Below are 23,378 nucleotides of genomic sequence, written 5' to 3'. Positions count from 1 at the left end.
AAGTAAGGCTAACCTACCCTTGCCTGCATTACGCAACCTTTGCGTGCCCTATTACACCTACGTGATGAAGGCCACACCCTTCCCGTGCTACCAAGTGCGTCCAGGTCAGCGCAGCACAATGTCCACCGGGTTGGCTTCGGACCGCCACGCGTTGTGCCCCGAAGACTGGCTGGTGATGACGGGCGTTGTGAGCACACCAGAGCGGTTGGTGCGTTTGTCGCGCAGGATTTCGGTGACTGAGCCAAGGTGCCGGGACAGGTCAATCACGTTCTCCGGGGCGGCAAGCAGGAGTTGGAATCCAAAGTCGTGCAACGCCTTGATGCCAGCACCAGCAAACTCCTCCGAGGCCAGGACAAAGGCCTCATCCATCATGACCGTGCCATACGTGGTGAATCCCTGCTCAGCGATCCCCAGTTGGTAGCTCAGGGCCGCAGCCATGATGAAGGCCGTGAAGCGCTGCCGCTCGCCACCGGACATGGAGCCCGTATCAGCATGCATGAACACTTCATCAGCAGCCTCCGCGCCACCCACGGTCTTGCCCGCTGCTGCGGCGGACCGGTGCTCCTTGCATTGGATGAAAAGGTGGCCCCTGACATCGAGAACTTCAGAGCGCCAGCGCCTGTCTTCGGGAGCCTGCGAACCCAGCCTCTTGACAAGCGCTTCCAGGGACCGGTACCGCAGGGTCAGTTCGGCGTCCTCATCGGGCGCGGCGGCAGACACAGGCCCAGCAGCAGCTGGATCGGCAGCACCAGGTGCCGCGCTGCCTAGACTGACCGGCCTGGCAGCCCTTGCTGGCCTTGCATGCCGGGCTTTCAGAGCTGCAGCAATGGCCTCCTTGAACTGCCGGGCAGCGGGAGGCAGCGTCTGTTTGATGTCCAGTTCCAGGTAACTACCCTCGTGGAAGTCCACGTGGGCCAGGATGCCGTTCAAGGGCAGGATCCTACTGGTGATGGAGCGCCGTTCCTCGTCGAGCAGGTGGAGCAGGGTACTGAAAGATTCGTGCGTGCGCTGGTTGAAGAACTCCCGGAATTCCGCTTCCTGAGCAGGTAGTCCATCGCTGACGATGGCGTGGTAGCGCGATTCGAAGTCTCCTGCCGCACCGATCGAGGTGCCATGGTCTGCAGAGATGGACGTCCCCCAATCCCGCACAAATCCTTCAAAGAGCCGCGTCAGGCGCTCCGCTGTGGCCTGGGCGCCGCTTTCTGCGACGTGGAGTTCCGCCAACAGCGCGGTCCGTACGCGGTGGGCCAGGTTGTCCAACTCGTGGAGTTCGGTAACCTCGCCACATTCCTCGAAGTACGGTTCCAGCGCCTTGGACGTTGCATCCGAGGGCGATGAGGCAGCCAGCCGGGCGCGCCCGGCTTCAAGGAGGGAATTGGCAGCCATGAGCTGTTGATCCAGCGCTTTGTACTCGCTCTGCAGCACTGCTGCGGCTCCGGTGCTCGATTCCTGCTTCTGCCGGGTCGCCTCGATGGCGGCGCGGAGAGGCTCAAGGTCCGCTTGGGCAGCGAGGGCGTCCTTGAGGCGCTGGCCAATCCTGCCCAGCTCTTGCGCTGGACCATCTGTTGATACCTGTTCCCAGGGCCGGTGGTCCTCCACCACGCGGCGCAAGGCGTCCAGCTGCCGCGCCATGCCCTGGTGGGATTCCTCGCGACTCTGGGCGAGCTGGGATGCCTCGGCCAGTGACGCAACCAGTGCCTGGACCTGCTGTTCCACGAGTTCTCGCTTGGCGGCATTGTCGAAGCCGAGCACGTAGTCATGGCGCCCGGCGAACCTGTCGTCCTTTTCCACCGTGTGGCGGTTGCGCTTGACCACGCCGCCCAAGCTGAGGCCCCTGTCCATCCCGGCCAGTTCTGCGGGGTCCTCCACGCAGGGATAGGCGAAATCCAGGGCAATCCGTTCCCGGACCCAGGCGCCGGCATCCGCATGGACACCTGTGGTGAGGACGTCCAGCTTGGTTAGCAGGTCGCCGTCGTTCACGTCCTCGACCGCAAGCGCGCCACCGGTAAGGGGTTTGGAAATATCCACGGCACGCAGGGCACCACGGATGGAATTGTCATTGAGGTAGCGGGTGACGGCAGGGAACGTGGTTCCGGGAACCAGGAGGGTAGTGGCGAGCCCGCGCAGCGCCCGCTCTGCTGCTGGCCGCCACCGCTCCTGCTCGATGGCCAGGTCGATGAGCTCACCGGCAAAGGGCATCTGCTCCTCGGGGATGCCGGTGGCGGCGGAGATGGCGGACCGGTTTTCAATGCTCGACGGCGGCAGCAGGGACGTGCGGGTCTGCAGCGAGCGCAGCTCCTGCTCCGCCGCCACCAGCTCACGCTTCCTGGTGGCATGGGCATCAAAGGCGTCAAAGCGGAGCTCCTTGAGTTCCTCCGAGTCTTCGTGCAGCGACGCTGTCCGTTCTGCAGCCTGTGTGTGCGCCTGCTCCCACCCGGCTGCGTTCCATTCCAGGGCCAGGCCCGCGTCCCTGAGTCCTTGCCGGGCTGATTCTTCAACCTGCTCGCGAAGCCGCAGGGCCACCCTGGCGTTCTCCAGCGACTGCTCAATTGCTGAGATGGCGTTGCCGCCCTGGTTGTTGTAATCCGTTTCGAGCTGGCGCAATTCACTGGAAAGCCCGTCCCTAACGCTCCGCTCAGCTGCAAGTTCTTTTGCCTTGACCTGGGCAAGGTCCCGGAACCGCGCCAAAGTGCGCGTGTGGACCTCCACGCCCAGATAATTCCGGTAGGACTCAAATTCCTCACCGGAGAGGTTCCGCAGCCTGTTGGCTTCCAGCAACGACTGCGCGTAGGCCATATTGAGCCCGGGCACCGGCGCCAACTGGTCACGCTGCTGCCGAACATCCTCAAGCCGCTGCCTGATAGACATCAGATTGCTGAATTCCTCCACCACGTCATCAGCGGCCGCAAGGGTGGCAGGCGCATCCAGGACCTGGTCGCGGAAAAACGTGTTCACGCTACCGCCAAGGCCCTTACCCGCCTGGATGACCCGCAGCAGCGGCAATGCCTGATCAGAACTGATGCCCAGGAGGCGGCGGAAGCGCTCCGCAAACGCCTTGTGCACATCAAAAACCTGGAGCTCGGGCAGGACGGCTTCCAAGGTGCTCCGACTGAAGCGCTTGTCCGCAATATTTTCCAGTACCTGAAGGTCCAGCGGCGCATTGCCAATCAGATAGAACCGGCCAACACTCGATTCGGTGCCATTTTTGGGCAGGTCAAACAGCGCCGAGACACAGACGCGGCTACCGGCTGCGTTATCGAAGGTCAGAGCGATGGCTGACCAGGTGGCACCCGGGCGCTGGAAGGCGCTGGCGGAGCCCTCGCCCACAGCCTTGTCTCCCACTTTTCCGCGCATGTAGGTGAAAGTTGTTCTCTTGTCCTCCACCGCACCACCGGATCGCTGGGCAGCCGCCTCATTGGAGCGAGGCCGGGCATCAAAAACCCTCAGCATCGCGTCGAACAACGTGGACTTTCCGACCCCGGAGTTTCCAGTCAGGAGCGTACCGTTACGGTCCACGTGCATGGTGTGCGCTCCATGGAACGTTCCCCAGTTGACCACCTGGACCTGTGCCAGGCGCATCTGGCCCGGGTTGGTTTCCTCCCCCAGGGGAAGCATCGCAGCGATACTCATGAGGCATCCTCAGTTCTTTGGTCGGCGGCGCCCTCATGGCCACCCAGAGTGGCGTCGTCGGGCTCCACGTCGTCGGATACTTCTTCGGATCCTTCTTCGGATCCTTCGGCAGCATCGAAGTCCAGCAGGGGTTCGGTGCCGGCCTGATCGGTGCCAGCAGCAACAAGGGCCCTGATGTGGTCCGGAATGTCACCAATGTTCTCGAACGGCAAGGCCAGCGGCAGCGCATTGGAGATTGTGTAGGTCTCTTCCAGCCCGGTAGGCAGGAGGAGTTGGCGGGCGAGCAGTTTGGTGATGGTGCGCGTCACCACGTCGGCGTCCCGGAGGGCATCCTGTAGTCCGGCTGGCTGGTAGTGGGCTACTAGCTCGGTGATTTCCTCGCGGGTCACCGTGGGATCGGTCTGTGCTGTGACGTGGCGGTCCAGCAGGAGGCGCAGCCGGAGGAGCACGATCGTCTCTACCCTGCTGAGGGTCCGCTGCTGCCGCAGGATGCTCGACCGGGTGTTCCCGCCAATTGCCTCGGGATCCACAGGCCTCAGGACGGCGACCTTACGCTCATGGTCGAGTTCCAACGTCAGAAACAGCTCGGCCAGCCTGCTGCGGAGGATGAGTTGGTTGTCTAAGAGGGTGGTCCACAGTTTTTCCTCGCGCCCCCCGTCAATGTAGGGGCCTTTGAGGAGTTTCACTAACGCCTGGCGAACTTTCATGGGTAGCACACCGGAATCACCGGGGAACAGAGCCGCGCCATCAACAAACGTGTCCCGAGGCTTCACAAGTAGCGGATCTTCGCTACCGTGCGGGGGCGTTGCCAGCGGCGCGACCTCCCAGCCATCGCCAGCGTCAACGGCTTCTGCCGCGTCAGTGGTCACCGGGCCTGAAATCTCAGTCATCATGAGTCCTTCGTAAGGGTCACGGCCGGCACATAGGCAGTACGTGTTGACCCGTCGATCTGGTCGAATTCAAGGGTCTCCCAGGCGGCACGGTCAAACCCGCCTCCGGAGTGCAGGGCCTGGGAGAGAAGTTCGCGGATGGAGTTGATATGGCGTTCGCTGGGCGGCAGGTTCTGCCAGGCCTCCGTCACAGTCGCGGCTCCCGCCATGGCGTTCCGGACGACGTCGGACCTTGCCTTGCCAGTGCGCGGGGACCTTGCGCGGTCCTCGTCGCTGAACGCAATGGGATCGGCCAGCCGGGGTGGAACGGCAAATTCGTCCGGGTCAAAGAGTTTCACCATTGCCAACGACTCGAATCCTGCATTGAACAGCTCCGGGCCCGGTACCAGGGCGGGCCTGTCCCGCTCATATGGCAGGGAGCGGAGAGCAGACTCGGCCTCGCGCAGAACGGTTCGCAACCGGACAGACTGACGGTAGTCATCGCTCTGCACGTAAGTGTTCAGGCTTTCACTGAGCTTGCCATAGATGCGCTGGATCTGGCTGTGCTGGTGCCGGAGTTCGGCGACCAGGTTCTTGAGCGTCTCCCTGTCCTCGGCCGAGAGGTCGTCCGCAAACTCCCGGCTCAGGACTTCCCCGATCGCGGAGCGAAAGCGTACCTGCTGGGCGGGATCTTCCAGGAATGCTGCGAAAGAACGGAACGTGCGGCCCTCCGGGCTCTGCCGCAGTCGACGATCCGCTTCAAGGACCTGGGCCATAGTGGCACCCTTGGTCAGGGATTCCTCAATGATCTGGTTTCGCAGCCCTCCCACCAGTTCCTCGATACGGTCGCGCATTTTCTTGTAGTCCGCAGGCAGGCTTCCCGCGAGGTCTAGGATATTTCCCGCAGCCTCCACAGCCTCTTCATCGTCCAGGATGCCTTCCACCTCACCGGTGGAAATATCCTGGATCAGCTGCCGACGCTCATCGATTTCATCTTCCAGAGATTCCAGCCGCGCGGTCTGGTCCGGGTTGGTCTCGTGGGCGAGTTTCTCCACATCGCCCAGTAACGTTCCGAGCCGGGACCCGTTGAGGGTGGACCTGTCACTGGCGAGGCTCTCAAGAAAGGCCAGGACACGCGCTGCTGGCTCTGTTACCTCATAAACTATCTGCCCAGACTGGTTCCGACGGGCCAGGAACAGTCGTCGAGTCCATTCATCGCCAAATGCCTTCCCATTGGTGCTGCCACCCAGCGACGCATCATCCCTGCGGAGCCGCTCGAGGAAAGAATCGACGTCGGCATGGAATTCTTCCAGCGGAACCTGCGGCCGGGTGCGGGTGAAAGAAGCCTGGAGGACGGCGATCACCCAGGGAGCCGAGCGCGTCAACGCCCAGGCGGGGCCGCGCGTGAGCAGTTCCAGGTCGCGGAGCCTGTCGCTGATGGCATCGGCGGATGACCTGGCGGGGCGTGGCACGCACTTTCTCCTTGGCTGGTGGATGGCAGCTACTGCTGATGAGCCATTGTCGGCTGGGGCAGAGCCCGCTGGGACAGAATTGGCCAACTACAAGGTTAACTCAGGCGTCCCGCCCACGTTTCCTGACGCATCACCAGGCTGCACATTCGCACAGGCGGGCATCTCGGAAAGGGGGTTCCCGCAATATGTCCGTGACCTACCGGTGGGTAGTGTCTCGATCCCGCATCAAGCCCGGCGACGCGGGCCGTTCCGTTAGCTTCGTGCCAGCGGCCACCCTTAGTCTCGAGCTCTCAGAAAGAGGAAAATGCCGGACATATGTGCGGCTCGTTCTAAGCAGGGAAAAACATGTTGGTCGACTTCGCCGCCTTGGACACCGCCACCTTGGTCTTCATCGGAACACTCGTTTTTGCCGTGGCCCTAGCCGCCTTTGTGATCTCTGCTGGGCTGGCGGCATTAACGGCAGTCGGAGTGGGAAAACTTGCCTGGTTCCTCCTGTCAGCCGGGCTTTCATTTGTGGTGAACGCCATCAACCGAGGCTGGGACCGCCTGGTTCGTCACGCTTCTACAGTGGAGCTTCCCTCAGATTTTGTGCCACAGCAGCCCGCCGCCACCGGGACATTCCCCCGCGTCATGATCAACGGTCACTGACACTTCAGTTGTGCTGTACGCCGTCCACGTAAAACCAGCGATGGTCAATGCGCATGAATGAGCTGGTCTCTTCCTGAAAACCGCGCTGTCCGGCACTCCGGTAATGGGCCATAAAGCGCACCGTGCCTGCGGTATCCAGTGGGCCACCGTGGTCCGTCCTGAGAATATCCAACCGCCGCCACTGCAGGTCGTCGTCGAACCCCACTTCCGCCGGACGGGTTTGCGGGTGCCACGTCTGCAGGAGGTATGACTGATAATGCGCAGCGAATGCAGAGTATCTGGACCTCATCAGCTCCTCTGCCGTGGCGGCCCACGACTGGCCTGTGTGAAATCTGCCACAGCATGCCGCGTAGGTCTCTCCGGAGAGGCAGATGCAGGCGGCGTCAAGAACAAGGTTTTGGGGCATGTCAGGTGTTCCAATCCGGTTGCTTCTGCTCATCGCTGGGCTCTGGGCGCCCCCCACACAAGCCTTCTCCGCCAGGTCGCGGCGGGCACAGAACAGGTCCCACAATTGCAGGTGGCAACCCGTCTTGTCATTTCGGGTAACAGGTTCGACACAACACGCGGCCACCCTTTCTGTGAGGCACGCGTTTGTCCGGATTATCCGTAAGGTTGACGTGGGGCTGTTAACCGCAGCGAGCGAGATCAACACTGACCCGCGCTGCCGGCTGATAGAAGGAAGGGCATCTCATGGATTCAACAACTCTGGTGATCAACCTGACCTATCTGGGTACTCTCGGGTTGGGGCTGCTCATGTTCCTGTGCCTGTTTATTCTTTCCGTGGTCACCCTCCTGCTGGTTGGTGCTGGCCGGCTCACAGTGATCCTGGTCCTGGCTCTTTTCGGTCGGCTCCGCCGCGAGGAAACCGTCCCTTTGGTTCGGCTGGTGCCTTCGTCGGCCTCCAGCACTCGGTTCCGGGACCAAAGTAGCGCTGGCCCCTCATCAGGCGTCACGGCCCCAGCACCGACGGAGCGGGTTGTACCCACCCAGAAGACACCGTCATCCTCGTCGGCGCCCGCAATGCCGAGCCGCGCCAAGCCTCCCAGTGTCACGCCTGCTCCCACGGGCGGCGCGTCCACGGACCGGGGAACAACTACGCCGGGACCAGCCCTACGCCCTCTTACCACCAAGGCACGCAGCGCCTGGGCCCGGGTGAGTGACACCATCGGCAAACTCCCGGCAGCAGCCTCCATCAAACGCGAAGAACCAGCGCTGGCAAGCGATTGGGCCGCTGCTGTCGAGGCTGCCAAAGCAAGGGAGGCCGCACGGTCCGAACAGCCGCAACAGAGCACACCCACTTTGCCCAAAGTCTCTCGGAATCCTGCGGATGGGCGCGCAGAGACCCCCGGGACAAGCACCGCTGATGATTCCAGGACAGCACAGGGAGACAGGGACTCCACGGAAGCGAAGGCCCCGCCCGTGCGAACTGTCAAGAGGCCCCCCGCGCCTCGTGCATCGTCAGCACCCCTTGGCACATCGCCCACCAGGAAGCCGGCGTCGGCGAAGCCCGCCGACATCACACCTGCGGCAGCTCCGGCACCGGCGTCCCCACCAGGGGCAGAGCCGGAATCTCCGCGGGCCGCACAGCCAGCATCACCTCCCAAGCCGTCCTCTGCGCCGGGGACAGCGCGCCCTTCGGCGGTGAATGAGGCGGGAGCAGCCACGAAGGACACCGGCCCCGCAGCGCCTGCCAAGCCTCAGCCAAAGCGTCCCTCGGCCCCGCCTACCCCAACCACGTCGCCTGGTGCCGGCAAACCGCGCACCGCAGAGACGGGACCTGGACCGAAGCCGCTGTCCGGCAATGGGCCTTCGAAGAAGCAGCGCGCCAACAAGGGCTAAGCCCGCCGGATTGGCCAGCGCTTTTGCCGGTGGGAGCGCGAAGGCACTTACCCTGAGCAACCATCTGCACTAGCGTGGAAGACATGGAATTCAGATATCTCGGAAACAGCGGCTTCAAAATCTCGGAAATCACGTTCGGCAACTGGCTGACCCATGGCTCGCAGGTGGAGAACGACGTTGCTACACAGTGCGTACGGGCAGCACTTGATGCGGGGATCAGCACTTTCGATACCGCCGATGTGTACGCCAACACTGTCGCGGAGACAGTCCTAGGCGAGGCGCTCAAGGACGAACGTCGCGAATCGATCGAAATTTTCACAAAGGTCTTCGGCGGCACTGGGCCCAAGGGACACAATGACCAAGGCCTCTCCCGGAAGCACATCATGGAGTCCATCAATGGCTCCCTCACGCGGCTCCAGACTGACTACGTGGACCTTTACCAGGCCCACCGCTTCGACTTTGAGACGCCGCTCGAAGAGACCATGCAGGCATTTGCGGATATTGTCCGGCAGGGCAAGGCACTCTACATTGGCGTCAGCGAATGGACTGCTGAGCAGATCCGCGAGGGCCACGCGCTCTCCAAGGAACTCGGCTTCCAGCTCATCTCCAACCAACCGCAGTACTCCATGCTGTGGCGAGTGATTGAGGACCAGGTTGTCCCCGCCTCAGAGGAACTTGGGCTTTCCCAGATTGTCTGGTCCCCTATGGCGCAGGGCGTCCTGAGCGGCAAGTACCTGCCTGGGCAGCCCGCCCCCGAGGGTAGCCGCGCCACCGATGACAAGGGCGGCGCCACCATGATCAGCCGCTGGATGAAGGATGACGTCTTGGACGGCGTCCAGAAGCTGAAACCCATTGCTGACGAAGCTGGCCTCACCATGCCGCAGCTGGCCATTGCCTGGGTTCTGCAGAACAAGAACGTGGCATCGGCAATCATGGGTGCTTCACGGCCGGAACAGATTGCAGGAAACGTTGCGGCTGCTGGCGTGACGCTGGATCAGGGCATCATGATGAAGATCGACGACGCAATCGGCTCGCTTGCTGAACGTGATCCCGCCCAGACCAAGTCGCCGGCCACGAGGGAGTAGCCATGAGTGACCTGCCAGGACTTGCCGTTACCGGCTCCACCGGAGCCCTCGGTGGCCTGGTTGCCGCGCATCTTTCACAGGCTGGCAAAGCCCAGCGCCTGGTGGTGCGCGACGCCGGCCGCGCACCCCAGCTGAAGCATTCAGCAACCGCTGTGTGCAGCTACGGGGACGCGGGTGCGGCAGCCGCCGCACTCGCCGGTGTCGATACCCTTTTCATGGTCTCGGCGGCGGAGGCGGAGGACCGGCTGCAGCAGCACTTCAGCTTCATCGATGCCGCTGCCGCAGCCGGCGTGCGGCATGTGGTTTACACCTCCTTCTATGGCGCAGCTTTGGACGCGACCTTTACCTTGGCCAGGGACCACTTCGCGACGGAACAGCGACTGCGGGACTCGGGCATGGGTTTCACGTTCCTGCGGGACAATTTCTACCTCAATTTCCTACCCCTCCTGGCCGGTGAGGATGGCGTAATCCGTGGACCTGCCGGGGAGGGGCTCCTGTCCGCGGTCGCCAGGGAAGACGTGGCCCGTTGCGCCGTTGCCGTTCTGGACGATCCGGCGGTCCATGCAGGTGCCACCTACAACCTGACGGGGCCCGAAGAGATCACGCTGGACCAAGCGGCGGCGATCATGAGCGCCAGTACGGGACGCGACGTCAGGTACCACGCCGAGACGCTGGCGGAGGCGCACGCATCACGTGCCTCCTATGGCGCACCTCCGTGGCAAGTGGAGGCGTGGGTCAGTACATATACAGCCATGGCAGCCGGTGAGATGGCCGGGGTTTCATCCGATGTCCATGGTCTGACAGGGAACGACCCGATAGGCCTGGCAGAGCTCCTCAGGCAGAACGCACTCTAGAAGGAACAGCAGTATCGGAGATCCGGTGCAGGCCAACGCCTGCACCGGATTCTGTGTGGTGAGGTCAGCAGCGGATGGCGTGAAAAAATCCATGGGCGTTGTTTGGCGCTTTATGTGCAGGCTCCAGTTAAGCTGGCTTCATCATTGACCCGCCTGTCACTCGCAGGCGCTCTCTCAACGGGGGAACCGTGCAGAATCTTTTCGACCTGTCATTTACAAAGTTTGTATCGCCCGCCATCGCCAAAGTGGTCTACATCCTGATCATGATCGGGCTGGGCCTGATGTACATCATCTTTGTTGTTGCCGCCTTTGCCTCAAGGCAACCGGTCCTGGGATTCCTGGTGCTTATTGTGATCGGGCCTCTGTTTGTCCTGATCTACCTGGCCCTCGCCCGCATTGGCCTTGAATCGCTGATTGCCGGTATCCGGACCGCTGAGAACACTGCCGAGCTGGTCAGGCTTCAGGGCGGCATCTCCGCTGGCGGACAGGGCTACCCCACCGTTGGTCCGCAGGACCCGTACGGCCGGGCACCGCAGGCTCCACAGCCTTACGGCTACACGCCGCCCAAGGGCTACGAGCCGCCAACCACACCCAGCAGCTAGTCCGTCCCGGGCTGGCCGCACGCTGGCGCGGCGTGGCCAGCCCGTATACTCGTTCCCACCTATGACATCACTGCCTTCCTCCCCAGCGACAGTCCGGATCGATGCCTGGCTGTGGGCCATCCGTGCCTACAAAACACGTTCCGCGGCAACTGCTGCGTGCCGCGCCGGACATGTACGGCTCAATGGGACACCAGCGAAGGCATCGGCAACCCTGGTGACGGGCGAGACCGTCACGGTAAGGATGTCGGGTTTTGAACGCATCCTTGAGGTGCGACGCCTCATCAACAAGAGGGTGGGCGCTGAGGCTGCTTCCCACTGCTTCACGGACCACACTCCGCCACGCCCTGTTACCCCAGCGCTGGGACTTCCGCAGCGGGACCGTGGCACCGGCCGGCCCACCAAAAAGGACCGCCGTGACATGGACCGGATTCGCGGCGAACAGTAAGCCGAAGGGAACGAGGCTCACGACGCCGCCAGGGCATTCCGTGAAGCCGTGCGCTGGTGTGGCGCGTTGTCAGCTTTTGGTGCGCGACTGCACCAGGTTGGCGAACGGCAATCGCTCATAGCTCTCGATAAAACGCGTGTGATAATAAGCCTCCGCGGGAACGACAGCCTCGGCCGGCAGCTCCAGCCAGGCGACCATCAGGTGCCGCGCCTGTGCGACCTGCCAGATCAGCCGGCCATCCCAGTGGCCCGGCGGCTTGCCCTCACCGAAATCGATGAACTCCTTGATCTGCCGGCGCAGACCTCGGTTGGCCTTACTGCCGGGGCCAGCTTTGCCAATGTAGAGCACGTCCGAATCGGGCACCCACTCCTTTTCGAGCGTGGCCGCAGGCAAGGTGGGATCTTTCTTCTTGAAGACTCCGGCCGTGCTCTTCTTGAGGAACTGGGCGTGGAACTTATCTGGCGCAACAATTGCAAAGATCCCTGTTGACTGGGGTACCCGCATGATATCCAGCTCCCCCATGGGCCGAAACCCGGCAAAGCCTTCGGTCCGGAGGGTCTTACGCGTCAATGTCACTACATGTCCGTTCGGGTCAAAACTGTTGAACATCCATTAACGCATGATGCTCGCAGCATGCAGATCCACGCCCACCAACACTGTGCCTCTGCGCTACTGCCTGCAAAAGCGTAGAGTTGCAGGTGACGCCTGAATCTGGACGCCCGTGCTGCCGAGGGAGAAAACGTGACTATTGACTGGGATGAAAAGAAGGCCCTGCTGCAGGAGCCAAACATCGCGGCGGTGACCGCGCTCTGTGATGAGCTGATGGCCAAGAAGCCAGGTTCCGTGGTTCCCTACATCGACCCCATCCATGACGAGGACGAGTGCAGGATTGTCACGTTGCAGGTCAGCCCGGGACGCGGTACCGCCTCAGGATTCGTTTCACATTTCAACGATGATGACGCTGCCCGTCGGTCCACCAGCATCTACGAACTTGCCAAGCTTGATCCCCGTTATGTGATGCCGTGGAACGCCTATCCTTGGGTGCGGGACCCGGAGCTTCCAACCGCGTTGAACGTGCAGGAAAAGACTGATGGACTCCGGCCCTTCCGCCAGTTCCTGAAAATCAACTCCCGCGTGTCGGCCATCATCGCCCACGGCACCGACGCCTCCGCGTTCCTGACGCTTTTTGAAAAGACCTACCACTCCTCACTGAAGAACAGTGGCATCAAGGTCTACAAGGCCAGCGCACTGGGTGGGCGTGCTTTTGCAGTCTCGGAGACCAAGCAGGAAGAACTCCTGACCAAGTCAGTGGAAATCTACCGCGATGCGATGCAGCGCGGTGGCCTCCAGCACCTTTAGGGAGCACCCTCCCGGCAGCTGAGGGGCCGACGACGACCCTCAGGTTGAGGCCCGGACCACCAGTTCGGCGGGGAGTGTCATGGCGGCCGGTTTTTCGCCACCAATGACGCCGAGCAGCAGCCGTACCATTTCCTCGCTGATCCGGCCAAAGGGCTGGTGCACTGTAGTCAGCGTGGGTTCCGTGAGCGCTGATGGCGCAATATCGTCGAAACCGGCCACTGCAACATCCTCCAGCATACGACGTCCGGCTTCCCGCAGAACGTCCAGGGCACCCAAGGCCATCACATCGTTCGCGGCAAACACGGCGTCCAAATCCGGCACCCGCTCCAGCAACTCCCGCATGCCGCGGGCGCCGCTTTCCCGGCTATAGTCGCCCTGGGCAATCAGCGCCTCGTCCGCCTCCGTGCCCGACTCTTCCCGATACGCGCGGAGGCGGAATGTGGCCGGCAAATGCACCATTTCGGTCAGTACAACCGGTTCCGGGGCCTGGGCCAGCATCGACAACGTCAGCTTCACCGAAGGAAAGGTCGAGCGGACGGTGCGCGGAGCCGATCTTTTTGGATTTCCCAAGAATGAGGCCCCTTGGTAAGGCCAGCGACAAGGCCAGCATCACCGCCAGCGAAGAAATCCCAGACGCAGACGGCGGGAGGTCACCTTCCGCCGTCGGCGTGCTGTGTCTTGCGGTATGCCAACGGAGCGAACAGCATCCCCTTCCCGGACGGAAGTGCCGCGGGGGCCGTTTCCCGGTAGAATTGACTGCAGGTGAGCCGGGAAGTCTGGTCGGCAGTAATTTTGTCGACTCACTTTTAGGACACCCCATGAACCAGCACTCACCACCATCTAGGCAGCGCCGCACCGTCTTAGGCCGCGGCAGCTATCCCGAATCTTTGCGGATCGGGGACATCCTGCGGAAAGAAACAATCGGCGGAGTCTTGCTGGTCTCGGCCGCAGTCATCGCCTTGATCTGGGCAAACTCCCCCATCTCTGATTCCTATTTTGCCCTGCGGGATTTCCGCTTCGGCTACGAGCCATGGCACCTGGAGTTGAGCCTGGGCGCCTGGGCCGCAGATGGCCTGCTGGCAGTTTTCTTCTTCCTGGTTGGCCTGGAGCTCAAACGCGAATTCGTGGCCGGAGACCTCCGCCAGATCAGTACATCGATAGTGCCTGTCGCGGCGGCAATAGGTGGCGTCATTGTCCCCGCACTCATCTACGCCATGGTGAATCTGGTCGATCCAGAGTCCCTGCGCGGGTGGGCCATTCCAACGGCAACAGATATTGCCTTTGCCGTGGCCGTCCTGGCGATTATCGGCTCGCACCTGCCCAGCGCACTTCGCATCTTCCTGCTGACCCTGGCCGTGGTGGATGACCTGCTGGCAATCAGCATCATTGCCATCTTCTACACGGACGACTTCCAGGTCAGCCCGTTATTGCTGGCGCTGGTTCCCCTGGCCCTGTATACATTCCTGGCCCAGAAATACCGGACTTTCTTTGGAACCAAGGCAACTGCTGCCTGGGTTATCCTTCTGCCTTTGGGCTTTGCCGTCTGGGCTCTGGTCCACGCTTCTGGAATCCACGCCACCGTGGCAGGGGTCCTGCTTGGCTTCGCGGTTCCGGTCCTCCGTTCCAAGGGCGCAGCAGGCAAAGGGCTCGCGGAGATATTCGAGCACCGGTTCCGGCCACTGTCAGCAGGGTTTGCGGTACCTGTTTTTGCCTTCTTTTCTGCCGGCGTCGCAGTTGGCGGCTGGGAAGGACTGGGTGCGGCACTGACGAGCCCCGTTGCCCTTGGCATCATCCTTGCCCTGGTCCTGGGCAAGCCGCTGGGTATTGTCCTGTTCGCATGGATTGTCACGACGATCACCCGCGCGAACCTTGACCGCTCGCTGAAGTGGATCGACGTCATTGGCGTTTCCCTCCTTGCCGGAATTGGCTTCACCGTGTCGCTATTGATCGCCGAACTCAGCTTCGGACAGGGAAGCCTGTACGACGACTTCGCCAAAGTCGGGATCCTCACGGCGTCGCTGCTGGCAGCAGTCCTTGCCTCGTTCATCCTGGGACGGCGTAACAGGCACTACCGGGCTATCGAGGTCGAAGAATCAGCTGACGAAAACAACGACGGCGTTCCTGACGTCTACGAGGAAAAGCGTCCCTGAGGAGCAGTCAGGACAGTTCTTGCTGATGCTGAGGTGCGGGACGTGCCGGCCCCGCACCCGGTGCCTCATCGGCGAAAGCCGCTGAGGCACCGAAGCTGCCCAGCAATGCGAGGGAATCCGCAGATGCCGAGCCTGGCTTCGCCGAAAACATCCGTAACACCTGATCCGGATCTTCAGGCAGGGTCAGATCTTCAACATTCAGTACAAGGTCACCAACAATCGGATGGTGGAACGCAACACTGCCAGCAGAAGCCGCTGAGACCCGGTGCCCGGCCCACCATTGCCGGAAGTCCTCGCTGTGGACCGCAAGTTCGCCAACAAGCTGATTGGCCCTTGGATCGTCAGGGTGCCGTCCAATATCCGTGCGCAGGGCACCGACGGTCTCGGACGCGACAGCCGGCCAATCGCGAAAAAGCCCGCGGGCAGCTGGGTCCAGGATGATCCACCGGATCAGGTTCCGCTCAGTCACCGGCATGGCCGGGAAATCAGCCAGCAACAAAAAAGCCAATCGGTTTCCAGCCAAGACGTCGGTACGGCGTCCCAGAACCACTGCAGGCACGGTGCCCACGGCATCCAGAAGCTGGCGCAGCTCCGGCCGCACTGCCTGTACTGGAGCGCCCGAACCGTGCGACGGGGCGCAGTTCTCCAGGAGGTCGATCATGTGGGCTCGTTCACCGGAATCAAGCTGCAGGGCCTTGGCCACAGAATCCAGCACAGCCCGGGACGGGTGGATGTTCCGGCCCTGTTCCAGGCGGGTGTAGTAGTCAGTACTTACATCAGCCAAGCGCGCGATCTCCTCGCGGCGGAGTCCCGGAACCCGCCGCCCGCTGGAGCCCGCGGTGATGCCAGCCCTGTCCGGCGTCAAGCGTGACCGCATAGCCTTCAGAAACTTTCCAAACTCAGCGCTTTGACCCATGCACTCCATTCTGCCCCGAAGGCCCCAGTACTTTCCGCGCAAAGCGGGTGTCTGGCGAACCTAGGACTCAGAGGGCCACGCGCACAGCGCGTCCCTGGCCCTAGGGTGGAATTGTCAGAGCCAGCGATAGGAAGCCTGTCATGGGCGCCTTGGATCAGGCACGGGCAAGAACTTCGGCCGAAAGGCCGGGCCACACCGAAGGAGTATCAATGAGGATTGCTGTTACCGGGGCGAGTGGGAAGCTGGGTCGTAGTGTTGTGCGTCGGCTGCGTGAGGATGGGCATCAGGTGACGGGCCTGGACCGGGCCGGGGAGCGTGGTCCTGGTTTTACCCAGGTGGATCTGCGTGATTATGGGCAGGTGGTGGATGTGATGTTGGGCCTGGATGATAGGCATAGTGGTTTTGATGCGGTGGTGCATCTGGGTGCGATCCCTGCGCCGGGGATCATGGCTGATGCTGCGACGTTTGAGAACAATATCCTGTCGACCTATAACGTGTTCCAGGCTGCGCGCAGGGCTGGGGTCAAGAACGTTGTTTATGCTTCGAGTGAGACGGTGCTGGGGCTGCCGTTTGATGTTGATCCGCCCTATATTCCGGTGGATGAGGAGTATCCGGCGCGGCCGGAGAGTACGTACTCTCTGGTGAAGCATCTTGAGGAGACCATGGCCAGGGAGTTGGTCAGGTGGGATCCGGCCTTGAGTATCACGGCCTTGCGGTTTTCCAATGTGATGGATCCGGAGGATTATGAGGGTTTTGCTGATTTTCAGGGTGATGCAACGCTGCGTAAGTGGAATCTTTGGGGTTACATTGATGGCCGTGATGGTGCCCAGGCGGTTGCGAAGGCCCTGGAGAGGTCCGTCCCGGGTTTTGAGGCTTTCATCATCGCTGGTGAGGACACGGTGATGAACAAGCCCAGTAGGGACCTTGCTGCGGAGGTATTCCCTGATGTCAGGGTCGTCAAGGACCTCGGTGAGCACGAGACCCTGCTCTCCATTGACAAAGCCAAAAGACTCCTGGGCTACGCCCCAGAACACAGCTGGCGCCACCACCAGTAGACCCTGACGGTGCAGGCAGGAGACTGCCGCGCCACCGTCCCTTTCGATCCACCCCTAAGGAGTTCCATGCAGTACCGCACCCTGGGCAACAGCGGAGCCGTTGTTTCCACCTATGCACTCGGCACCATGACCTTCGGAGCCGAGGCTACCGAAGAACAGTCCCACGCCATTCTTGATGAGTACTTCGCCGCAGGCGGCAACTTCATTGATACCGCCGATGTCTACAGCGCGGGCGTCTCCGAGGAAATCATTGGCCGCTGGCTGTCCGCCCGGCCGGAGGTCCGCGACCGCGCTGTGGTGGCAACCAAGGGCCGCTTCCCCATGGGAGATGCCCCCAACGACGTCGGGACCTCCCGCCGTCACCTGGTCAGGGCCCTCGATGATTCACTGCGCCGGCTCGGCGTAGACCACATTGACCTCTATCAGATGCACGCATGGGATCCGATCACACCCCTGGAAGAGACCCTCCGCTTCCTGCAGGACGCCGTCACTAGCGGCAAGATTGGGTACTACGGCTTCTCGAACTTTTTGGGTTGGCAGCTGACCAAAGCCGTCCACATGGCGAAATCCCACGGCTGGAGTGCCCCGGTAACGCTGCAGCCTCAGTACAGCCTGCTGGTCCGTGAGATCGAAGCCGAAATTGTCCCCGCTTCACTCGACGCAAACATTGGGCTGCTGCCCTGGTCACCCTTGGGTGGTGGCTGGCTGTCCGGCAAGTACACACGCGACACGTCCCCCACCGGCACCACCCGCCTGGGCGAAAACCCGAGCCGGGGAATGGAGGCGTGGGAGGCCCGCAACGCTGATCCCCGTACCTGGGAAATCCTGGCCGAGGTTCAGGAAACTGCCGACAACCACGGGGCAAGCGCCTCGCAGGTCGCGCTGGCTTGGCTCGCTGACCGCCCAGCGGTAACGTCCGTCATTCTGGGCGTCAGGACTGTTGGGCAACTCGCCGACAACCTCGCGGCAGCGGATCTGCAGCTCACTGGGGCAGAGACGGACCGACTCAGTGTTGTCAGCCAGCCTCGCGTCGGCGTCTATCCCTACGGTCCGATGGCCCAGGAGCAGCGCTACCGGAACATCGAAGGCGGCCGGTAGCGCGCCAGCGGCATCCCCTGAATCCAGGCACTAGGGCAGCTCCGGTCACGGCGGCGGCTGTCCGCCGTGCAGGACGGTCAGCTCACGGCAGGCGGCACACAGCAAAAAGCTGGTGTCCCTTGCATGTGGTGCTGGCCGTCCTTTTTGTGCTGTCCCTAAGGGCCTTCAAGGAGCCGTTCAAGATCAGCCCATGCCATGGTCATCACCTGGGGCAGCGACGGTGAGTCCGGTGCGTAAAGCCATCGTTTGAGGGACAGGTCGAAAATAACAGTGCCGGTGTGCGCCAACAGGTCGCAGTCGCCGGCGTTGATGCCCCTGTGCCGAAGCGCCTTCCCTACAGCCTCCGCCAGGTGTTCGCGCTTGAGCAGCTCCCGCTCCCGCAGTTGCTCGTCTGATGCGATGATTTTCTGTCGTGTGAGTATTGGCTCACGCCATGCCTCCAGCTCAACAGCAGCGTTGAGGAGTCCCGCCTTCACAAGCTCGATTCCTGTGAGATTTTCTGGCGCTCCGGTCAACGCAGCCCCCACGACATCAGGAAATTCGCGGTCCCGGAGGAACAGGACATCACGCTTGTCGACAAAATGCCGAAAAAAGGTTCGGGTAGTCAGCCCGGCGGATTGGGCGATCTGCGGCACGGTGGTGCCGCTGAATCCCTGACGTTCAAAGAGCAGCAGTGCTGCTTCTTCGAGGCGAAGTGCCGCATCAGGGGACCATCGAGTCATGGCTTAATGATGACACGAGATGCCATCGACGGGTACCCTGATGACACGTAATGTCATCACTAGCATCGAGGACCCATGGTCAACAACACCGCAGCCTGGATTGATTCGCCCTACGCCGAGCTTTCTGTCCGCCCTTCTCCCTACCCGCACGCGGCCGCTGGCCAACTGGTCATCAGGGTGGAAGCGGTCGCCGTGAACCCACTCGATGCGATCATCCAGTCCAATGGTCGGTTCATGTATGGCTGGCTGAAGTACCCGGCCGTCATGGGTGAGGATGTCGCTGGTGAAATCGTCGATGTTGGCCCCGGAGTGGAGCGCTTCGCTGCCGGCGACCGTGTTTTCGCCTACGCGCTTGGGCTGGAGAAGGGCCGGGACCATATCAGCGAGGGTGGATTCCAGCAGTACGTTGTTGTCGAGGAGAGCATGACTGCACCAATTCCTGGGACTGCATCTGCTTCTGATGCCGCGGTCTTGCCACTGGCCCTCTCAACTGCAGCTGCCGGCCTATTCGAGCAAAATCAACTTGCCCTGGATTTTGCGACACTGGACGGAAGCAGGACGCGAAACGAGGTTGTTGTGATCTGGGGAGGCGCCACAAGCGTGGGAATGAACGCTGTCCAGCTTGCCCGCGCCGCAGGGTACCGCGTCATTGCCACAGCCTCACCGTCCAACCACACACTGCTGCGCACCCTTGGCGCGGAAGAGGTCTTTGACTACAGGGACCCCGGAGTAATCGCCGCTGTATGCGCCGCGGCCGGGGGTTCTCGGGTCGCGGGAATTTTCGCCATCGCCGTGGGCTCAGCCGATCCGTGCATCACGATCGCAGCCAAGACGGGTGCCACACGCGTTGCCCTCGCCAGCCCACCTGTTTCCTTCTACGATCAGCCCCGGAACGGCAGGCTCTCGGCACAGCGGATCTCACTCTTTCGCCAACTCATCTGGAAAAATGCCACCCTTCACGTCCGGTGCGCCTTCCGTCGGATCCGGGCTCGGTACGTGTGGGGCAGTTCCATCGCGACCAGCGCAGTGGGGCCGGCGATCTGGGCAGGGTACCTTCCGTCCGCCGTAGCCGAGGGGCGGCACGCGTTTGCGCCCGCCCCGCGTGTCATCGGCGAAGGCCTGGACCTGATCCAAAGCGCAGTCGATGCGCTCCGAGACGGAGTTTCCGCCGAGAAACTCGTAGTCACCCTGCCGCAAACAGACTGAGCATCCGAGCGTGCACCACCGCTGGCGTGATGGCCACCAGGGCACCACGCCAACGGGTTGGGCCGCAGATGGAGCGCTGTCACACTGTGCCGCCGCCCGCTCCTGATTGACACACACCTGTGACCCGTGCCATATTTTCATGGTGAACCTGTCAGACAGCCAGACAGCAGGACAGCCTGCACTACCGCAGAGTTCTGCTCCACTCGCCCGCCTCAGTGCCGCCGAAGCGGTGTTCAACGCCATTCGCCAGGACATTGAATCTGCCACCGTTGCCGTGGGTGCAAGACTGAGCTCCGAGGCCACGTTGGCCGCGCAGTATGGAGTGAGCCGCTCCGTCATTCGCGAAGCACTCCGCTCCTGCACCGCCTTGGGCCTGACAGTCACCAAAACCGGCAAGGGTACCTTTGTGGTGGCCAATAAAGTCGGTAACGACCTCACGCTGGGCCACTACTCGGCACGGGACCTGACCGAGGCCAGGCCGCACATTGAAGTGCCAGCAGCGGCGCTGGCCGCCCTGCGCCGCAGCGAGGAAGAGTTGGACATGCTCCGCCAGATCGTTGCGGAAATGGCCAGGGAAACCGATCCCGAAGCCTGGGTCACCCTCGACTCCACCTTCCATGCAACCATCGCCAGAGCCAGTGGCAACAACGTTTTTGCCAGTGTCGTCGCGGAGATCCGCGGCGCGTTGGCCCACCAGTCGGAGACACTGAACATCGTCGCGGACCGGCAGGCGGCGTCCGACACTGAACACCACAGCATCCTGGCCGCCATCGAATCCGGTGCCGCCGAGGAAGCTGGCGCGGCCATGGCGGCTCATCTGGACGCCGTCGGCGCCGCCCTTGATTCGATCCTCAACCGCTAAAGCCCCCGTTCGGCCCAAACCACGTTCTGGCGCGCCCAGGCACGCCACCGTTTCAGCACAAGCAAAGGACACCATGCACTCCGCCGCCGCGAATAATCCGCACCTGCCGCTGCCGCAGCACGTTCCGCTGGCCGTTGCTACCCGGGGCGGTGTCGCAGAGAGCATCCACTTCGGCTCCGTTGTCGCCACCGGGCCGGGAGGAAACATCCTGCTCCAGGCCGGGGATCCCCTGGCGCCGTTTTACCCGCGCTCAGCACTCAAGCCACTGCAGGCCGTGGCGATGGTCCGCGCCGGCCTCGACCTCCCCGAGGATCTCCTGGCACTTTCGGCTGCGAGCCATTCCGGCGCAGCAATCCACCGTGACGGCGCCCGCCGCATCCTGGAACTGCACGGACTCACCCCGGATGACATGGAAAACAGCACCGACCTGCCCTACGGTGTTGCAGAGCGCGAGGACTGGCTGCGGCAGGGCGGTACGGCCACTGCGCTCACCCAAAACTGCTCCGGTAAACATGCGGCCATGGCTGCGACCTGCCAGATCAACGGCTGGCCTGTGGCTGGCTACCTTCATCCCGAACACCCGCTGCAGCACCTGGTCGCCACTACGGTCCAAGAACTCACCGGGGAAATGCCGGCAGCCAGCACCACGGATGGCTGCGGCACCCCCCTCTTTGCCCTGACGCTGCGTGGAATGGCCACCGCGTTCGGTGCCATCGCACAGGCGGCAGCCGGAGAACCCGGCGAGTCCGGCGCATCCGGTGCGGAAGCCGCCGTCGGCCGTGCCATGCAACGTCACCCGCACATGGTGGCTGGCGAGCGCCGCGACGTCACGGCACTGATGCGCCAGCTGCCCACCGTGGTGGCGAAGGACGGTTTTGAGGGCGTCCAGCTGGTGGGCCTGCCGGATGGCCGCGCTGTGGCGGTCAAGATTTCCGATGGCGGCGACAGGGCCCGCATGCCCGTTGCAGTCCGCGTTATGGAAGCCCTCGGCGTTGACACGTCCCGCCTGGATGACATCGCTTCCTCCGTAGTGCTGGGTGGCGGCCGCCCGGTAGGAAGCTTCCATGCCATCGCCTTTCCCTTGACCGCCGCCACTATTTCCTGAGGAATCCCATGACCACCACCCTTGATGCCACCCGCTCCGAACACGATCTGCTGGGCTACCGGGATATCCCGGCGGACGCCTACTGGGGTGTCCACACCCTGCGCGCGGTGGAGAATTTCCCCATCACCGGCCAACCGCTCTCGTCCAACATGCACCTGGTCCGCGGCCTGGCCGCCGTCAAACTCGCAGCAGCCAGGACCAACGCCGAGCTTGGACTGCTCGACGCAGAACGCGCTGGAGCCATCGAACAGGCCTGCCTGGACATCCTCGACGGACAGCTCAGCGACCAGTTTGTGGTGGACGTCATCCAGGGTGGTGCCGGCACCTCCTCGAACATGAACGCCAACGAGGTCATTGCCAACCGCGCACTGGAAATCCTGGGCCACGGCAAAGGCGACTATGCCCGGCTGCACCCCAACGACCACGTCAACCTCAGCCAGTCCACCAATGACGTCTACCCCACGGCGGTGAAGCTGGGTACCATCTTTGCCGCCCGCGAACTCCTGGCGGCACTGACTGAACTCGAAGACGCCTGTGCCGCCAAAGCGATCGAATTCCGCACCGTGGTCAAGATGGGGCGCACACAGCTGCAAGACGCCGTGCCCATGACCCTGGGCCAGGAGTTCGGCACCTACGCCGTCACCATTGGTGAGGACCGGCTGCGCCTTGCCGAAGCGGACCTGTTGATCCACGAGATCAACCTCGGTGCCACAGCAATCGGCACCGGGCTCAACGCCCCGGTAGGCTACGCCGAAGCAGCCTGCCTGCACCTGGCCGAGATCACCGGCCTGCCGCTGGTAACCGCCGTCGACCTGATCGAGGCAACCCAGGATGTGGGTGCCTTTGTCCACCTCTCCGGCGTGCTGAAACGCGTCGCCGTGAAGCTCTCCAAAATCTGCAATGACCTCCGCCTGCTCTCCTCGGGTCCCCGTGCCGGCTTCGGTGAGATCAACCTGCCGGCAGTCCAGTCGGGCTCCTCGATCATGCCTGGCAAGATCAACCCGGTCATCCCCGAGGTAGTCAGCCAGGTAGCCTACGAGGTGATCGGCAACGACGTCACCATCACCATGGCCGCAGAAGCCGGCCAACTCCAGCTCAACGCCTTCGAGCCCATCATTGTGCACAGCCTCCACAAGAGCATCTCGCACCTCGAAGCCGCCTGCCGGACCCTTACTGCGCGGTGCATTGTTGGCATCACAGCCAATACCGAGCACCTCCGGCATACGGTCGAGCGCTCGATCGGCCTGGTCACCGCACTAAACCCGCACCTCGGCTACGCAACAGCGACGGCCATCGCCCAGGAAGCCTTGGCAACCGGCAAGGGTGTGGCAGAACTTGTGCTTGAGCATGGGCTCCTCACCGATGACCAGCTCCGGAGCCTCCTGAGCCCCGAGCGCCTCGCCAACCTGAGCAAAGAAACCGTTGCTCAGGTCAGCCCCTGACCGTTCCCTTCCAGGCCCG

Annotated in this window: 22 protein-coding genes; 14 read left to right on the top strand and 8 right to left on the bottom strand. The window is 62.5% G+C overall.

The genetic code is table 11. From position 1 onward, the window contains the following. Positions 1-105: 105 nt before the first annotated feature. From QMG79_RS11260 to QMG79_RS11250, 3 genes are read right to left on the bottom strand one after another with little or no spacing between them, the layout of a single operon-like run. Positions 106-3,630: an ATP-binding protein gene (locus QMG79_RS11260; RefSeq protein ID WP_283538674.1), complete on the bottom strand. Its 3,525-nt coding sequence runs from the start codon at positions 3,628-3,630 to the stop codon at positions 106-108. After that, positions 3,627-4,523, bottom strand: a complete 897-nt coding sequence (locus QMG79_RS11255) for a DUF4194 domain-containing protein (protein ID WP_283538673.1) — start codon at positions 4,521-4,523, stop codon at positions 3,627-3,629. The genes QMG79_RS11260 and QMG79_RS11255 overlap by 4 nt, the downstream gene beginning before the upstream one ends. Further along, positions 4,520-5,971 (bottom strand): DUF3375 family protein, encoded by a 1,452-nt coding sequence (locus tag QMG79_RS11250; protein WP_283538672.1) that lies wholly within the window; start codon positions 5,969-5,971, stop codon positions 4,520-4,522. The genes QMG79_RS11255 and QMG79_RS11250 overlap by 4 nt, the downstream gene beginning before the upstream one ends. 345 nt (positions 5,972-6,316) lie before the next feature. Here QMG79_RS11250 and QMG79_RS11245 point away from each other — a divergent pair, with 345 nt between their 5' ends. After that, the gene (locus tag QMG79_RS11245; protein ID WP_283538671.1) at positions 6,317-6,619 is read left to right on the top strand and encodes a hypothetical protein; all 303 of its coding nucleotides are present in this window, start codon (positions 6,317-6,319) and stop codon (positions 6,617-6,619) included. A gap of 4 nt (positions 6,620-6,623) precedes the next feature. On the opposite strand, the gene QMG79_RS11240 is transcribed toward QMG79_RS11245, so the two are convergent. After that, the gene (locus QMG79_RS11240) at positions 6,624-7,058 is read right to left on the bottom strand and encodes a YchJ family protein (protein WP_502934729.1); all 435 of its coding nucleotides are present in this window, start codon (positions 7,056-7,058) and stop codon (positions 6,624-6,626) included. Between the two features lie 251 nt (positions 7,059-7,309). On the opposite strand from QMG79_RS11240, the gene QMG79_RS11235 reads away from it, so the two are divergent. From QMG79_RS11235 to QMG79_RS11215, 5 genes are all read left to right on the top strand, one after another. Next, positions 7,310-8,458, top strand: coding sequence for a hypothetical protein (locus tag QMG79_RS11235; protein ID WP_283538670.1), 1,149 nt, complete (start codon positions 7,310-7,312; stop codon positions 8,456-8,458). A gap of 83 nt (positions 8,459-8,541) precedes the next feature. After that, positions 8,542-9,543, top strand: a complete 1,002-nt coding sequence (locus tag QMG79_RS11230) for an aldo/keto reductase family protein (RefSeq protein WP_283538669.1) — start codon at positions 8,542-8,544, stop codon at positions 9,541-9,543. A 2-nt stretch (positions 9,544-9,545) separates the two neighbouring features. After that, the gene (locus QMG79_RS11225; RefSeq protein ID WP_283538668.1) at positions 9,546-10,397 is read left to right on the top strand and encodes an SDR family oxidoreductase; all 852 of its coding nucleotides are present in this window, start codon (positions 9,546-9,548) and stop codon (positions 10,395-10,397) included. Between the two features lie 188 nt (positions 10,398-10,585). After that, positions 10,586-10,999 (top strand): DUF4282 domain-containing protein, encoded by a 414-nt coding sequence (locus QMG79_RS11220; protein ID WP_283538667.1) that lies wholly within the window; start codon positions 10,586-10,588, stop codon positions 10,997-10,999. 61 nt (positions 11,000-11,060) lie between these two features. Beyond that, positions 11,061-11,444, top strand: a complete 384-nt coding sequence (locus QMG79_RS11215) for an RNA-binding S4 domain-containing protein (RefSeq protein WP_283538666.1) — start codon at positions 11,061-11,063, stop codon at positions 11,442-11,444. A 69-nt stretch (positions 11,445-11,513) separates the two neighbouring features. On the opposite strand, the gene QMG79_RS11210 is transcribed toward QMG79_RS11215, so the two are convergent. Beyond that, on the bottom strand, positions 11,514-12,053 hold the full coding sequence (locus QMG79_RS11210) for a hypothetical protein (RefSeq protein ID WP_283538665.1): 540 nt from the start codon (positions 12,051-12,053) through the stop codon (positions 11,514-11,516). Between the two features lie 132 nt (positions 12,054-12,185). On the opposite strand from QMG79_RS11210, the gene QMG79_RS11205 reads away from it, so the two are divergent. Further along, a complete protein-coding gene (locus QMG79_RS11205) occupies positions 12,186-12,803 on the top strand; it encodes a uracil-DNA glycosylase family protein (protein WP_283538664.1) in 618 nt (205 codons plus the stop codon). 39 nt (positions 12,804-12,842) lie between these two features. Here the strand turns inward: QMG79_RS11205 and QMG79_RS11200 are convergent, their stop codons facing one another. Beyond that, the gene (locus QMG79_RS11200) at positions 12,843-13,319 is read right to left on the bottom strand and encodes a LacI family DNA-binding transcriptional regulator (protein ID WP_349357261.1); all 477 of its coding nucleotides are present in this window, start codon (positions 13,317-13,319) and stop codon (positions 12,843-12,845) included. Positions 13,320-13,621: 302 nt separating this feature from the next. On the opposite strand from QMG79_RS11200, the gene nhaA reads away from it, so the two are divergent. Beyond that, positions 13,622-14,953: a Na+/H+ antiporter NhaA gene (gene nhaA, locus QMG79_RS11195; protein WP_283538663.1), complete on the top strand. Its 1,332-nt coding sequence runs from the start codon at positions 13,622-13,624 to the stop codon at positions 14,951-14,953. Positions 14,954-14,960: 7 nt separating this feature from the next. On the opposite strand, the gene QMG79_RS11190 is transcribed toward nhaA, so the two are convergent. Beyond that, positions 14,961-15,869 (bottom strand): helix-turn-helix transcriptional regulator, encoded by a 909-nt coding sequence (locus QMG79_RS11190; RefSeq protein WP_283538662.1) that lies wholly within the window; start codon positions 15,867-15,869, stop codon positions 14,961-14,963. Positions 15,870-16,078: 209 nt separating this feature from the next. Here QMG79_RS11190 and QMG79_RS11185 point away from each other — a divergent pair, with 209 nt between their 5' ends. Both QMG79_RS11185 and QMG79_RS11180 read left to right on the top strand, forming a co-directional pair. Continuing rightward, the gene (locus QMG79_RS11185) at positions 16,079-16,924 is read left to right on the top strand and encodes an NAD-dependent epimerase/dehydratase family protein (RefSeq protein WP_283538661.1); all 846 of its coding nucleotides are present in this window, start codon (positions 16,079-16,081) and stop codon (positions 16,922-16,924) included. Between the two features lie 66 nt (positions 16,925-16,990). After that, positions 16,991-18,022: an aldo/keto reductase gene (locus QMG79_RS11180; RefSeq protein ID WP_283538660.1), complete on the top strand. Its 1,032-nt coding sequence runs from the start codon at positions 16,991-16,993 to the stop codon at positions 18,020-18,022. 155 nt (positions 18,023-18,177) lie between these two features. On the opposite strand, the gene QMG79_RS11175 is transcribed toward QMG79_RS11180, so the two are convergent. Beyond that, positions 18,178-18,744 carry a TetR/AcrR family transcriptional regulator gene (locus tag QMG79_RS11175; protein ID WP_283538659.1) on the bottom strand — a complete coding sequence of 189 codons (567 nt, stop codon included), beginning with the start codon at positions 18,742-18,744 and terminating at the stop codon, positions 18,178-18,180. Between the two features lie 75 nt (positions 18,745-18,819). Here QMG79_RS11175 and QMG79_RS11170 point away from each other — a divergent pair, with 75 nt between their 5' ends. The 4 genes from QMG79_RS11170 to QMG79_RS11155 all read left to right on the top strand — a co-directional run bounded on the left by QMG79_RS11170 (position 18,820) and on the right by QMG79_RS11155 (position 23,359). After that, the gene (locus QMG79_RS11170; RefSeq protein WP_283538658.1) at positions 18,820-19,950 is read left to right on the top strand and encodes a zinc-binding alcohol dehydrogenase family protein; all 1,131 of its coding nucleotides are present in this window, start codon (positions 18,820-18,822) and stop codon (positions 19,948-19,950) included. Between the two features lie 142 nt (positions 19,951-20,092). After that, complete coding sequence (locus QMG79_RS11165) at positions 20,093-20,812, top strand: FadR/GntR family transcriptional regulator (RefSeq protein ID WP_283538716.1); 720 nt, start codon at positions 20,093-20,095, stop codon at positions 20,810-20,812. 73 nt (positions 20,813-20,885) lie between these two features. Further along, on the top strand, positions 20,886-21,917 hold the full coding sequence (locus tag QMG79_RS11160) for an asparaginase (RefSeq protein WP_283538657.1): 1,032 nt from the start codon (positions 20,886-20,888) through the stop codon (positions 21,915-21,917). Between the two features lie 8 nt (positions 21,918-21,925). Beyond that, positions 21,926-23,359, top strand: coding sequence for an aspartate ammonia-lyase (locus QMG79_RS11155; protein WP_283538656.1), 1,434 nt, complete (start codon positions 21,926-21,928; stop codon positions 23,357-23,359). The last annotated feature ends 19 nt before the right edge of the window (positions 23,360-23,378 follow it).

It is taken from the genome of Pseudarthrobacter sp. PS3-L1 (genome assembly GCF_030063285.1).
GTDB lineage: Bacteria > Actinomycetota > Actinomycetes > Actinomycetales > Micrococcaceae > Arthrobacter.
Note: the sequence above shows the minus strand (reverse complement) of the source record. Positions and strands in the feature narration are given on the sequence as shown.